At 55.5% G+C, this 12951-nt stretch carries 12 protein-coding genes; 5 read left to right on the top strand and 7 right to left on the bottom strand.

Features of this window, described 5'->3' with window-relative positions:
- Positions 1 to 55 precede the first annotated feature (55 nt).
- The 6 genes from MKR05_RS24390 to fdhD all read right to left on the bottom strand — a co-directional run bounded on the left by MKR05_RS24390 (position 56) and on the right by fdhD (position 5118).
- Positions 56 to 898: a class II fructose-bisphosphate aldolase gene (locus MKR05_RS24390; RefSeq protein WP_032429032.1), complete on the bottom strand. Its 843-nt coding sequence runs from the start codon at positions 896 to 898 to the stop codon at positions 56 to 58.
- Positions 885 to 2252: a PTS sugar transporter subunit IIC gene (locus tag MKR05_RS24385; protein ID WP_023291503.1), complete on the bottom strand. Its 1368-nt coding sequence runs from the start codon at positions 2250 to 2252 to the stop codon at positions 885 to 887. Before MKR05_RS24385 ends, MKR05_RS24390 begins: the two co-directional genes overlap by 14 nt.
- A complete protein-coding gene (locus MKR05_RS24380) occupies positions 2245 to 2559 on the bottom strand; it encodes a PTS sugar transporter subunit IIB (RefSeq protein WP_004203640.1) in 315 nt (104 codons plus the stop codon). The genes MKR05_RS24385 and MKR05_RS24380 overlap by 8 nt, the downstream gene beginning before the upstream one ends.
- A gap of 11 nt (positions 2560 to 2570) precedes the next feature.
- Positions 2571 to 3551, bottom strand: a complete 981-nt coding sequence (locus MKR05_RS24375) for a 6-phosphofructokinase (protein WP_023291502.1) — start codon at positions 3549 to 3551, stop codon at positions 2571 to 2573.
- A 389-nt stretch (positions 3552 to 3940) separates the two neighbouring features.
- Complete coding sequence (locus MKR05_RS24370) at positions 3941 to 4153, bottom strand: YdgH/BhsA/McbA-like domain containing protein (protein ID WP_023291501.1); 213 nt, start codon at positions 4151 to 4153, stop codon at positions 3941 to 3943.
- A 128-nt stretch (positions 4154 to 4281) separates the two neighbouring features.
- Positions 4282 to 5118, bottom strand: coding sequence for a formate dehydrogenase accessory sulfurtransferase FdhD (gene fdhD, locus MKR05_RS24365; protein WP_238874825.1), 837 nt, complete (start codon positions 5116 to 5118; stop codon positions 4282 to 4284).
- Between the two features lie 156 nt (positions 5119 to 5274).
- On the opposite strand from fdhD, the gene fdnG reads away from it, so the two are divergent.
- The 5 genes from fdnG to MKR05_RS24340 all read left to right on the top strand — a co-directional run bounded on the left by fdnG (position 5275) and on the right by MKR05_RS24340 (position 11993).
- On the top strand, positions 5275 to 8325 hold the full coding sequence (gene fdnG, locus MKR05_RS24360) for a formate dehydrogenase-N subunit alpha (RefSeq protein ID WP_090101691.1): 3051 nt from the start codon (positions 5275 to 5277) through the stop codon (positions 8323 to 8325).
- A 12-nt stretch (positions 8326 to 8337) separates the two neighbouring features.
- Positions 8338 to 9240: a formate dehydrogenase subunit beta gene (fdxH, locus tag MKR05_RS24355; protein ID WP_002882822.1), complete on the top strand. Its 903-nt coding sequence runs from the start codon at positions 8338 to 8340 to the stop codon at positions 9238 to 9240.
- Positions 9237 to 9872 (top strand): formate dehydrogenase cytochrome b556 subunit, encoded by a 636-nt coding sequence (gene fdoI / locus MKR05_RS24350; protein ID WP_004203632.1) that lies wholly within the window; start codon positions 9237 to 9239, stop codon positions 9870 to 9872. The genes fdxH and fdoI overlap by 4 nt, the downstream gene beginning before the upstream one ends.
- Positions 9869 to 10798: a formate dehydrogenase accessory protein FdhE gene (fdhE, locus tag MKR05_RS24345; protein ID WP_004203631.1), complete on the top strand. Its 930-nt coding sequence runs from the start codon at positions 9869 to 9871 to the stop codon at positions 10796 to 10798. The genes fdoI and fdhE overlap by 4 nt, the downstream gene beginning before the upstream one ends.
- A 277-nt stretch (positions 10799 to 11075) precedes the next feature.
- Positions 11076 to 11993 (top strand): alpha/beta hydrolase, encoded by a 918-nt coding sequence (locus tag MKR05_RS24340; RefSeq protein ID WP_072422461.1) that lies wholly within the window; start codon positions 11076 to 11078, stop codon positions 11991 to 11993.
- Between the two features lie 10 nt (positions 11994 to 12003).
- Here the strand turns inward: MKR05_RS24340 and fabY are convergent, their stop codons facing one another.
- Positions 12004 to 12945: a fatty acid biosynthesis protein FabY gene (gene fabY / locus MKR05_RS24335; protein ID WP_268018983.1), complete on the bottom strand. Its 942-nt coding sequence runs from the start codon at positions 12943 to 12945 to the stop codon at positions 12004 to 12006.
- Positions 12946 to 12951 lie beyond the last annotated feature (6 nt).

Below are 12951 nucleotides of genomic sequence, written 5' to 3'. Positions count from 1 at the left end.
AGTTCCCTCCCTGGCGGAAGACAGGGCAACGAAATAGAGAGTGACGGAGAAAACGTTATTTAAATAACGCCATTTTTTCCATTAAGACATCAGTGACAGCCTGGTTGGCGGGAATTAAGAATTTCCGTACGCTGTCATTCACTTTCCCTTTCTCAAACGTCGTTTTACAGCGGTCAACCCACTGCACGTTCATTTCCGTCCCGACGTTCACTTTATTAATCCCTTCGGTGACGGCCAGCCGCATATCCTCATCGCTGACACCGGTACCGCCATGCAGCACCAGCGGCACGCCGGTCGCCGCGCTAATCTGTTTCAGCCGCTGGTGCTGTATCTGCGCTTTACCGGTGTAGAGGCCATGCACAGTGCCCACCGAGACGGCCAGCATATCGACCTGGGTCTCCTCCACAAAGCGTTTCGCGTCTTCGACGGTGGTAAAACAGATATCTTCCGCCGCCACCGCTTTTCCATCCTCTGACCCACCGATCGCCCCCAGTTCGCCTTCTACCGTAATATTGCGCGGGCGGGCCATCTCCACCACTATTCGCGTATTACCGATATTTTCCTCAAGGCTTAAATGTGAGCCATCGTACATCACCGACGAAAAGCCCGCGTTCATTGCCGTCTCGATGGCCTTAATATCTGAGCAGTGGTCAAGATGCAGACAGGTTGGAATATTTTCACTGTCCGCTAATGAACGCACGGCGTCGACCAGCAAACGATAGCCGAGGTACTCCGCGGTCCCGGTTGAAATTTGGATCATTAACGGGCTGTGGCTGTTTTGCGCGGCTTTGAAAAATGCCGGTAGCATCTCAATACAGTGCAAGTTAAACGAGCCAATCGCTTTAAAATTTCTCTCTTGGGCGATTTTTAAAATCTCATTGAAATTATACAGACTCATGAACATTTTCCCCTTTCGGCTTAGCGGATTTCCCGTTGACAAACCATGCCAGTGCGGCGACAAACACAATAAATAAGGCGACAAAGAGCCAGTTATTCTGGAAGGCGTGGCCTAATACCAGACCCGAGCTGATGACGTCAGAGTCGCTGAAGGTGACGCCCGTAAAGCCGTAACTCTCCAGCATGGGCACCAGAATGGCCGGCAGAAACGTGATAAACAGACCGTGAATAACCCCGCCGATCATTGCCCCGCGGCGTCCGCCCAGCGCGTTGCCAAATACCCCTGCCGTGCCGCCGGCGAAAAAGTTGGTTAACAGCCCGGGGAGGATCATCGCCAGACCGAACATTGGGAAGATCAGCATGCCGATAATCGAGCCGACGGTCGTCGCCAGAAATCCGACAATCACCGCATTCGGCGCATAAGGAAACAGTACCGGGCAATCGAGAGCCGGCTTCGCATCCGGGACAATACGCATCGCGATACCGCGAAAGGCCGGCACCAGCTCATTGAGCAATAAACGCACGCCGCTATAGAGGACAAAAACCCCGGCGACAAACTGAATGGACTGCATAAAGGCATACATCAGGTAGTTAATCCCGCCGGAGAACTGCGCGATGTACTGCGGGCCTGCCGCGATAGCCGGGATGAGATACATCGGCACCATCACCACCGCCATGGCCAGATAGGTATCCTGCAGAAACTTAAAGTTATCAGGCAGCTCGAGATCTTCCGTGGAGCGGGAACCTTTGCCGACGACCTTCGCGACGGCGGCCTGCACCAGATAACCGATGGTACAGAAGTGCCCCAGGGCTACGTCGTCAGACCCGGTTATGCGCCTGACCACCGGCTGCGCCAGGGCCGGCATTAACACCGCCATCACGCCGCCGAAGATGCCCCCGGTTAAAATCAGCGGTACGCCGGTGAGCCCGGATTTATAGCCAATCACGGCGCCGATCGTCGCCATCCACAGCAGCGCCTGACCGGTCAGGAAAATATATTTTAGCGGCGTCAGACGGGCGATAATTATATTGACGGCAAAGATCACCAGCAGCGTCAGCGCCACTTCCGAACCTAATTCCCGATTCGCTAACCCGGCGATGGCGGCCACATCGGTAATGTAGCCCTTCATGCCAAACCCCTGGGTGAAGATATCGTTGAGGAAGGTTAGCGTGGCGACAATGATGTTGATCCCGGCCATCATAATTAAGAAGCCGAGCAGCGTTTTAAACGTCCCTTCCGCGGTTTTGCCCGGAGATTTCTTTTGCAGGATCAGGCCAAGCATGGCAATAAAAGCAATAAGAATAGATGCCTGACCAAGTAAATCCTTAACGATAAACGCAACGAAGCTATTCATAATCAGCCACCTTCAGATGACGTTCTTTTAAGAATGCGACGATTTTGGTTTCAATTTCCTCTTTATCCGTAAGTTTATTGAGCACCACGACGCGTTTAATTTCCTCTTCAGTGGCATCGGCGGTTAAGATGTCGGCAAAGGTTTTTTGCGTCAAAATCATATCCGATTTAAAGGCTCCGGCTTCGGATACGGTGGTGTGTTCAATATGAGCGGGAATTTCCAGCTTTTTTAAAACTGCCTTCGCCGTCATTTCAATGGCAAAGCTTGAACCGAGGCCGCAGCCACATACGCATAAAATTTTCAGCATGGAGGGTCTCCTCAAATAATATTGAGTTGCTTGGCAAGTTTATAATGATGTCCTTCAGTATCGACCAGACGTTTTTTCATACTGACTAAATCAATCGGAATAGGTTTATTACTGGAATTAATTATTATGGCTTTATTTTTCATACCTGACTGAATACAGCGAACCACCTCACTGGCCATAATGGTGCCCTGATAAATCTCTTCACAGGTCGGGTCACCGCTGCGTAAGCCATAGCCGACAATCGTTTTACGGATACGAACGCCAATTTGCGGTTCCAGCTGTTTGATCATGGTATCAATCGCTCCCTGAAAGCCGGGAGAGTACTCTTTGGTGTAGCCTTCTGAGCAGAGGATAACGACGCTGTTCTGCATGCTCAGCTTCCGGGTAATCCGTTCCGCAAGCATGGCCAGCGGCATCTGCGCCTCCGGGATCAGGGCAATATCCGCATTGCATTTAATGGCGGACTGTAACGTTAGTTCTCCACAATAACCTCCTAATATCTCAACCATAAAAACCCGCCCCGGCAGCGCTCTCCCGGTATTTCTTAAACGGGAGACTTCTTTAATAATCTGCTCGCAGGCCGTGGAAAAACCAATCGTATAATCACTGCCATACACATCATTATCGATAGTCATTCCCACGCCAAAGCAATTAATATCAAATTCACTTAGGGTATTGAGAAACTGCAAGCTGCCATCCCCCCCGGCCATAATAAGCACATCAATACGCAACGATTTAAGTTTTTTAGCAATCATTTCATATTCGCTGCGCTGCAGTTTGCGACTGGTGCGTCCGGAGGTAATGATCGGCACAGCGGTAATAGAGAAATCAACCAGATCGCGCCACGCGATATCCTGATGATTTTTCTCCAGCAGACCAGGAATACCGCCATTAAACAGGGTGATCTCGGCATCAGCCTGCCTGGCAATCTGGAATATAAAATTATTCATTCCCGAAACATCCCCGCCGCTAATAACGATGCCAATTTTCATGACGCTTCCTCGCTCATTTGCCTGACGACATTTTTCCCTGACTGCAAGACTTCTATTTGCAATGGAGATCACATAATGCGTATTAAATTAGGTCCGTGAATGGTTGACAGGAGTGATATCACGCTTATTTTTGTGATAAACATCTCATTAAAAGAGAGTGATCTTCATCGCTTTCTGGTTTTAATATCTTTATATTTCATAGCGTTAAAACATCGAGATATTCAGCATTGAAGATGTTTTATTTGCGGTAATAATGGGGATTTAAGAAAAGAACGGAAACGTGAGTACTGCCACATTTTTTTCGCGGCGGTGGGAAATAGTGGCTGTTTTTTGCCAAAGCGGAAACAAAAAAAGCGCCCTGAGGCGCTCTTTCGACAGTAGCGTTACGCTTATTTGTTCAGTTCCGCAGTCATATGCACGCGGTTGCCGGTAAACGCTTCGGTAATTTTGTAAGACGAAGCGCCTGCTGCCTGGGCCTGTGCGGCGATTTTCGCTTCCGCGCCGTCCATCGTTGTCGCGGTAGCGGTGACGGTTTCAGCAGCGAAGGAAGCAAAAGAGGCGGCCATAGCGATTACTGCGACAAAAGTTTTGATGCTTTTCATGAGATAAACCCTTTCATTTAGTTGTTTAGATAAGGCGTTGTGCCTTGATGTGTTAAATAGTAGCCCGCACATCGCTAAACAAAAAGCGGAAGGATTTGCTGTCATTGTTCAAATTTACTGATCAACTTTTAACCCGCATTCAAACGCTGCGGGTGGGTGTAGATCGTCGCCCTGCCCGGCTTGCAAAAGCCCACCAGCGTCAGGTTGCAGCGCTCGGCGACTTCCACCGCTAAGGTGGTAGCTGCTGATACCGCGAACAGGATCTCGACGCCGCACATCGCGGCTTTCTGCACCATTTCATAGCTGGCGCGGCTGGATACCAGCGCGGCGCCAGGCAGCCAGCCCTCGCCGATTTCCGCCCGCCGGCCGAGCAGTTTATCCAGCGCCACATGCCGGCCGACGTCTTCAAAACCGCCCGCCAGTTCGCCCGTCGACCGGACCCAGGCGGCCGCGTGGGTGCAGCCGGTGAGTCGGCCGATCGGTTGATAGTCGTTAAGATGCGCCAGAGCCTGGTCGAGGTTGGCGAGATCGAACGTCTGGGTGAACGGCAGCGGCTGGACCGGCTTACCAATATCATTCAGCTGCTCGACGCCGCATACCCCGCAGCCGGTGCGCCCGGCCAGCGCGCGTCGCCGGGCTTTGAGCCCCATAAAACGCCGGCTGGAGAGTTCAATCTGCACCTCAAGGCCGTTGCACATCGACACCACGTCCATGCCGAAAATCTCCCGCCGATGCTCAATAATCCCTTCGGATAAGGAGAAGCCGACGGCGAATTGCTCGAGGTCTTTCGGCGTGGCCATCATCACTACGTGGGAGATACCGTTGTAGACCAGCGCGACGGGGACCTCTTCCGCTAACTCATCTGGCTGAGGGTGTTGCAGATCCTCGCGCTTCCAGAGGGAGACCTGGCGATATCCTGTGATATTCGTCACATTTTCGATTTGTTCGAGAGGCTTCTTGTTCACTTTGCTTTAACCGTATTGGAACAGGCATACACACAATGTGGTATTCTGTTTTTATCCCTTCAGGAATGAGGGAAATATGCCCTAATTCTGAACCTTTGCGGCTTTCACCGCAAAGCAAATAACTACATGTGACAATGTCGAAACAAGGAGCGAACCATGCAGGTCAGCAGAAGGCAGTTCTTTAAGATCTGCGCTGGCGGTATGGCGGGAACCACGGCAGCAGCGCTGGGCTTTGCCCCGGCAACTGCGCTCGCGGAGACACGGCAGTACAAATTGCTGCGCACACGCGAAACCCGTAACACCTGCACATACTGTTCTGTCGGCTGTGGGCTGTTGATGTATAGCCTCGGCGACGGCGCAAAAAACGCCAAAGCATCCATATTCCATATCGAAGGCGATCCGGATCATCCGGTTAACCGTGGTGCGCTCTGTCCGAAAGGGGCCGGTCTGGTGGACTTTATCCATTCTGAAAGCCGCCTGAAATTCCCGGAATATCGCGCGCCAGGCTCCGATAAATGGCAGCAAATCAGCTGGGACGAAGCCTTCGATCGCATCGCGAAGCTGATGAAAGAGGACCGCGACGCCAACTTTATCGCGCAAAACGACGCCGGCACCACCGTCAACCGCTGGTTGACCACCGGGATGCTGTGCGCCTCCGCTTCCAGTAACGAAACCGGCTATTTAACGCAAAAATTCACCCGCGCCCTCGGGATGCTGGCGGTGGATAACCAGGCGCGTGTCTGACACGGACCAACGGTAGCAAGTCTTGCTCCAACATTTGGTCGCGGTGCGATGACCAACCACTGGGTGGATATTAAGAACGCCAACCTGGTCGTGGTGATGGGCGGTAACGCCGCTGAAGCGCATCCGGTGGGATTCCGCTGGGCGATGGAAGCCAAAATCCATAACGGTGCCAAACTCATCGTTATCGATCCGCGCTTCACGCGTACGGCGTCGGTGGCTGATTTCTATACCCCGATTCGTTCCGGTACCGACATTACCTTCCTGTCGGGCGTGATCCTGTACCTGCTGAATAACGAAAAATTCAACCGCGAATACACCGAAGCCTACACCAACGCCAGCCTGATCGTGCGTGAGGACTACAGCTTCGACGACGGGCTGTTCAGCGGCTATAACGCAGAAAAACGCCAGTACGACAAAACCAGCTGGAACTATGAGCTGGACGAAAACGGCTTCGCCAAACGCGATACCACGCTGCAACATCCGCGCTGCGTCTGGAACCTGCTGAAGCAGCACGTTTCCCGTTATACCCCGGATGTGGTCGAAAACATCTGCGGTACGCCGAAGGCCGACTTCCTCAAAGTCTGTGAATACATTGCCGAAACCAGCGCGCCGGATAAAACCGCGTCGTTCCTGTACGCTCTCGGCTGGACCCAGCACTCCATCGGCGCGCAGAACATCCGCACCATGGCGATGATCCAGCTGCTGCTCGGCAACATGGGGATGGCAGGCGGCGGCGTCAACGCCCTGCGCGGCCACTCCAATATCCAGGGTCTGACCGACCTCGGCCTGCTCTCTACCAGCCTGCCGGGCTACATGTCGCTGCCTAACGAAAAACAGGCCGACCTGCAGACCTACCTGACGGCTAACACGCCGAAGCCGCTGCTGAAAGACCAGGTCAACTACTGGGGCAACTATCCGAAGTTTTTCGTCTCCATGATGAAAGCCTTCTTCGGCGATAAAGCGACAGCAGAAAACAGCTGGGGCTTTGACTGGCTGCCGAAGTGGGATAAGAGCTACGACGTTCTGCAGTACTTCGAGATGATGAATCAGGGCAAAGTGAATGGCTATATTTGCCAGGGCTTTAACCCGGTCGCCTCGTTCCCGAACAAAAACAAGGTCGTCGCTTCCCTGTCGAAGCTGAAGTTCCTCGTGACCATCGACCCGCTCAATACCGAAACGTCCACCTTCTGGCAAAACCACGGTGAGTCGAACGATGTTGACCCGTCGACAATCCAGACCGAAGTATTCCGTCTGCCGTCCACCTGCTTCGCCGAAGAGAACGGGTCTATCGTCAACTCCGGCCGCTGGCTGCAGTGGCACTGGAAAGGCGCGGACGCCCCGGGGATCGCTGTCACCGATGGCGAAATCCTCGCCGGTATCTTCACTCGCCTGCGTAAGATGTATGCCGAAGAGGGTGGCCCGGCGCCGGATCCGGTGCTCAACATGACGTGGAATTACTCCACACCGCATGAGCCGGCGTCGGAAGAAGTGGCGATGGAAAGCAACGGTAAAGCGCTGGCGGATATTACCGACCCGGCGACCGGCGCGGTGATCGTCAAGAAAGGGCAGCAGCTGAGCTCCTTCGCACAGCTACGCGACGACGGCACGACCTCCAGCGGCTGCTGGATCTTCGCCGGAAGCTGGACGCCGGAAGGCAACCAGATGGCGCGCCGCGATAACGCCGATCCGTCCGGTCTGGGCAATACGCTGGGCTGGGCCTGGGCATGGCCGCTCAACCGCCGCATCCTGTATAACCGCGCCTCCGCGGACCCACAGGGTAAACCGTGGGATCCTAAACGTCAGTTGCTGAAGTGGGACGGCGCGAAATGGGGCGGCGTGGATATTCCGGACTACAGCGCCGCCGCGCCTGGCAGCGACGTCGGTCCGTTTATCATGCAGCCGGAAGGGATGGGCCGTCTGTTCGCTATCGATAAGATGGCGGAAGGACCGTTCCCGGAACACTACGAGCCGTTTGAAACGCCGCTCGGGACTAACCCGCTGCACCCGAACGTGGTCTCTAACCCGGCCGCTCGCGTCTTCAAAGGCGATCTCGAGCAGATGGGCAAAGCGGAGAAATTCCCGTACGTCGGCACCACTTACCGCCTGACCGAACACTTCCACTACTGGACCAAGCACGCGCTGCTTAACGCCATCGCGCAGCCGGAGCAGTTTGTGGAGATCGGTGAAAAACTGGCGAATAAGCTTGGCATCAGCCATGGCGATACCGTCAAGGTCTCCTCCAACCGCGGCTACATCAAGGCCAAGGCGGTGGTGACCAAACGTATTCGCACGCTGAAAGTGGACGGTAAGGATATCGATACCATCGGCATTCCTATTCACTGGGGCTATGAGGGCGTGGCGAAAAAAGGCTTTATTGCCAATACCCTGACGCCGTTCGTCGGTGATGCGAACACGCAGACGCCGGAGTTCAAAGCTTTCCTCGTGAACGTGGAAAAGGTGTAACGGAGACGACTTATGGCTTATCAATCGCAAGATATTATTCGTCGTTCCGCGACTAACGGTTTCACTCCCGCGCCTCAGGCGCGGGACCACCAGCAGGAGGTGGCGAAGCTTATCGACGTCACCACCTGTATCGGCTGCAAAGCCTGTCAGGTGGCCTGCTCCGAATGGAACGATATTCGTGATGAAGTCGGTCACAACGTCGGGGTGTATGACAACCCGGCGGACCTGACCGCCAAGTCATGGACGGTAATGCGCTTCTCGGAAGTGGAGCAAAACGACAAGCTGGAATGGCTCATCCGCAAAGATGGCTGCATGCACTGCGCCGATCCGGGCTGCCTGAAGGCCTGCCCGTCAGAAGGCGCGATCATTCAGTACGCCAACGGCATCGTCGATTTCCAGTCCGAGCAGTGCATCGGCTGCGGTTACTGTATCGCCGGCTGTCCTTTCGATGTGCCGCGTCTGAACCCGGAAGACAACCGCGTCTACAAATGTACCCTGTGCGTAGACCGCGTCACCGTCGGCCAGGAACCGGCCTGCGTGAAAACCTGCCCAACCGGCGCCATCCACTTTGGCTCCAAAGAGGATATGAAAACGCTGGCCGGCGAGCGCGTGGCTGAGCTGAAAACCCGCGGTTACGACAATGCGGGCCTGTACGATCCGGCCGGCGTCGGCGGCACCCACGTCATGTACGTGCTGCACCATGCCGACAAGCCGAATCTGTACCACGGCCTGCCGGAAAACCCGGAGATCAGCCAGACCGTCAAGTTCTGGAAAGGCATCTGGAAACCGCTGGCGGCCGTCGGCTTCGCCGCGACCTTCGCAGCCAGTATCTTCCACTACGTCGGCGTCGGTCCGAACCGCGCGGAAGAGGAAGAGGACAACCTGCATGAAGAGAAAGACGAGGTGCGCAAATGAAACGACGTGACACCATCGTGCGCTACACGGCGCCGGAACGCATCAACCACTGGGTCACCGCCTTCTGCTTCATCCTGGCGGCGGTAAGCGGGTTAGGCTTTTTCTTCCCGTCCTTTAACTGGCTGATGCATATCCTCGGCACGCCACAGCTGGCGCGAATTCTCCACCCATTCGTCGGGGTGGTGATGTTCGCGTCGTTCATCATCATGTTTTTCCGTTACTGGCACCACAACCTAATCAATCGGGATGATATCTTTTGGGCGAAGAATATTCGTAAGATCGTCGTCAACGAGGAGGTGGGCGATACCGGGCGCTATAACTTCGGCCAGAAATGCGTATTCTGGGCGGCGATTATCTTCCTGGTACTGCTGCTGGTGAGCGGTGTGATCATCTGGCGTCCGTATTTTGCGCCGGCTTTCTCAATCCCGGTGATCCGATTTGCGCTGATGCTGCATTCATTTGCCGCAGTGGCGTTAATTGTGGTTATCATGGTGCATATCTACGCCGCCCTCTGGGTGAAAGGCACCATTACCGCGATGGTGGAAGGCTGGGTCACCAGTACGTGGGCGAAGAAACATCACCCGCGCTGGTACCGAGAGGTCCGCCAGAAACAGGAAAAGTCATCTGAATGAGTATTCGCATAATCCCGCAAGACGAGCTGGGTTCGAGCGAGAAACGCACGGCGGAAGCCATTCCGCCGCTACTGTTCCCCAGACTGAAAAATTTGTATAACCGCCGCGCTGAACGCCTGCGCGAGCTGGCCGCCAACAACCCGCTGGGCGATTATCTGCGCTTTGCCGCGCTGATCGCCCATGCCCAGGAAGTGGTGCTGTACGACCATCCGCTGCAGATGGATCTCACCGCCCGCATTAAAGCGGCCAGCGAACAGGGCAAGCCGCCGCTGGATATCCACGTCCTGCCGCGCGACAAACACTGGCACAAGCTGCTGCACTCGCTGATTGCCGAGCTGAAGCCGGAGATGAGCGGCCCGGCGCTGGCGGTGATTGAGAATCTGGAAAAAGCCTCTGAGCAGGAGCTGGAGCAGATGGCCAGCGCGCTGTTTGCTTCCGACTTCGCCTCGGTCAGCAGCGATAAAGCGCCGTTCATCTGGGCCGCGCTGTCGCTCTACTGGGCGCAGATGGCCAGCCTGATCCCCGGAAAAGCGCGCGCCGAATACGGCGAACAGCGCCAGTTCTGCCCGGTGTGCGGCTCGATGCCGGTCTCCAGCATCGTGCAGATCGGTACCACCCAGGGGCTGCGCTATCTGCACTGCAATCTGTGCGAAACCGAGTGGCACGTGGTACGCGTCAAATGTAGCAATTGCGAACAGAGCCGCGATCTGCACTACTGGTCACTGGACAACGAGCAGGCTGCGGTGAAAGCTGAAAGCTGTGGCGACTGCGGAACCTACCTGAAGATTATGTATCAGGAGAAGGATCCAAAAGTCGAAGCCGTCGCCGACGATTTGGCATCCCTGGTGCTCGACGCCCGCATGGAGCAGGAAGGCTTCGCCAGAAGCTCAATAAACCCGTTCATGTTCCCTGGCGAAGGGGAGTAAGTTCTCATCAAACCGGGAAGCACTTGCGACCCGGTCTTTCAATGCGTTTCTATAAAGATCATCTTGCTACGCCATTGGCTTACAGTAATCGAATCAGGCTCGTACAGCTACCAGTCACACATTACAAGTCCCAAACCGCAGTATCCAGCACCTCGGCCGGCGTTCACGCATTTTTGCGAGCCGCTTTCCAGAACGTAAAGGCGATCTCATCAAGTCTGTCTTTTCGCCATAATCCAGGCTATAACACTGGATATTAAAACAGTATAAGGAACTTCACATGGCGCTGGAAAAAGGGATTGCTTCGCTGGTTGAGGCGTTTATTGCGGCAGAGCGTCCGTCATCACGCGATCAACATATTGATGATCGGAGAGCCGGCTATATCGCCAGCGCGGTACTCGCCGGGGAGATGGAAACCAGAGTGCGGGTGGAGGATATCACGCTGGAGGGGATGAACTTCCGCATCGTTTCACCACCCACCGCCAGCGGCTTGTTGCCGACACTTATCTACTACCACGGCGGCTGTTTTGTCAGCGGCGGCTTTGCCACCCACGACAATCAGCTCCGTCAGCTAGCCTGGTTCAGCGGCTGCCGGGTGATCGCCGTGCAGTACCGCCTGGCGCCGGAGCATACCTTTCCGGCGGCGCACGATGACGCAGAACAAGGTGTCATGATTATCCACCGACACGCGGAGCAGCTTGGCGTTGACGCATCACGCATCACCCTGGCTGGCGACAGCGCCGGCGGGCACCTCGCTCTGGTAACGGCCCTGCGCCTGAAAGCGAATACGGCGTGGCAACCCGCGCAACTGATTCTGATTTATCCCATGCTTGACCCCACCGCCAGCATGGCGAGCTACGTCAGCAACGGCGCTGACTATGTGATTACCCGGGACACGCTGCTGAGCGGCTATGAAATGTACCTCGCCTCGACGCCGGCGAACCATCCGGATGCCAGTCCGCTCTGGCGCGACGATTTTCACGGTCTGCCGCCGGTGCATATTCTGACGGCGGAGTTCGATCCTTTACTCGACGAGGGCGAAGCGCTGCATCGAAGGCTGATGGCGCAAGGGGTGGAGAGTTCCTGTCAGCGCTATCTGGGAGTGAACCACGGCTTCTTTCAGCTGGGGGGGATCAGCCGCGCCGCGCGAGAGGCCATGCGGGATATCGCCTGGCGCGTAGCATCGCCAGGACGATAACCGCCCGGGGCTACTCTTCCTCGTTGCCGCCCTCTTCGTAAGAGCCAAAGGGCTTCGCCGGCAGCACGATGTAGATCCCCTCGAATACGACGCCCTGTTTATCGTCGCCAAAAAGCTCCACCTGCATTTGCACGCGGGCTTTACGCCCACGCGCCAGACGGTCAAGATCGCCGCTCAGAGAACCGAGGTCGGCAATGGCGCTGGGGCGGCCGCTAATGGGCTGACTGTAGCGGATGTGCGCATCCGCCAGAATGATGGTGCCCCCCAGGTGCCGCTCGCGCAGCATCAGCCAGATAAGCCCCCATCCGGTTAAGGTGGCGAGCGAGAACAAGCTGCCGGCAAATAGCGTGTGGTGCGGATTCTGATTCCCCGCTTCCGGCATGGTAGTAATAAATTTCTGCCCGGTGTACTGCTGAATGCGCACGCCCATCTTTTCACTCAGCGGGATATGCTGATACCACGCCTGCTGTAGCTGCGCGCACCAGTCGCCGCGGTGGAGAATATCGTCCAGCGACGCGACCGGTTTAATCATCAGGAAATGACGGATCGGCGTGGTGGTCGGGGTAGTAATCTCCCCCTGATTGACAAAGCCGAGCTTGGCGAAAAACTCTACCGCATCTTCGCGAGCGCTACAGGTGACCCGCTTAACCCCTTCCTGACGCGCGACGGACTCGAGGGTCATCGCCATCAGCGTACCCAGCCCTTTATCCTGCACCGAGGGATGAACGGCCATAAAGCGAATGGAAGCTTCATTCTCCGCATTGATATATAGCCGGCCGACGGCCACCAGGTTGCCCTCTTCATCCACCACCATCTGATGATGCGCCATCGCATCCCAGGCGTCACGTTCCGAACCCTTAGGCTGATGCAGCGGCTTACGCAGCATTTCCCAACGGAACTGATAGTAGCTCTCTAACTCTTCTGCTGTTTGCGGTACACGAAGGTGATACATAGTCGT

It is taken from the genome of Klebsiella sp. K5-204, assembly GCF_030128585.1.
In the GTDB taxonomy this organism is placed as follows: Bacteria; Pseudomonadota; Gammaproteobacteria; order Enterobacterales; family Enterobacteriaceae; genus Klebsiella; species Klebsiella quasipneumoniae.
Note: the sequence above shows the minus strand (reverse complement) of the source record. Positions and strands in the feature narration are given on the sequence as shown.

Excerpts from the sequence above, each read along its gene's own strand:
- MKR05_RS24390 (WP_032429032.1), bottom strand. The coding sequence starts at position 898 with ATGAGTCTGTATAATTTCAATGAGATTTTAAAAATCGCCCAAGAGAGA.
- MKR05_RS24385 (WP_023291503.1), bottom strand. The coding sequence starts at position 2,252 with ATGAATAGCTTCGTTGCGTTTATCGTTAAGGATTTACTTGGTCAGGCA.
- MKR05_RS24380 (WP_004203640.1), bottom strand. The coding sequence starts at position 2,559 with ATGCTGAAAATTTTATGCGTATGTGGCTGCGGCCTCGGTTCAAGCTTT.
- MKR05_RS24375 (WP_023291502.1), bottom strand. The coding sequence starts at position 3,551 with ATGAAAATTGGCATCGTTATTAGCGGCGGGGATGTTTCGGGAATGAAT.
- MKR05_RS24370 (WP_023291501.1), bottom strand. The coding sequence starts at position 4,153 with ATGAAAAGCATCAAAACTTTTGTCGCAGTAATCGCTATGGCCGCCTCT.
- fdxH (WP_002882822.1), top strand. The coding sequence starts at position 8,338 with ATGGCTTATCAATCGCAAGATATTATTCGTCGTTCCGCGACTAACGGT.
- fdoI (WP_004203632.1), top strand. The coding sequence starts at position 9,237 with ATGAAACGACGTGACACCATCGTGCGCTACACGGCGCCGGAACGCATC.
- fdhE (WP_004203631.1), top strand. The coding sequence starts at position 9,869 with ATGAGTATTCGCATAATCCCGCAAGACGAGCTGGGTTCGAGCGAGAAA.
- MKR05_RS24340 (WP_072422461.1), top strand. The coding sequence starts at position 11,076 with ATGGCGCTGGAAAAAGGGATTGCTTCGCTGGTTGAGGCGTTTATTGCG.
- fabY (WP_268018983.1), bottom strand. The coding sequence starts at position 12,945 with ATGTATCACCTTCGTGTACCGCAAACAGCAGAAGAGTTAGAGAGCTAC.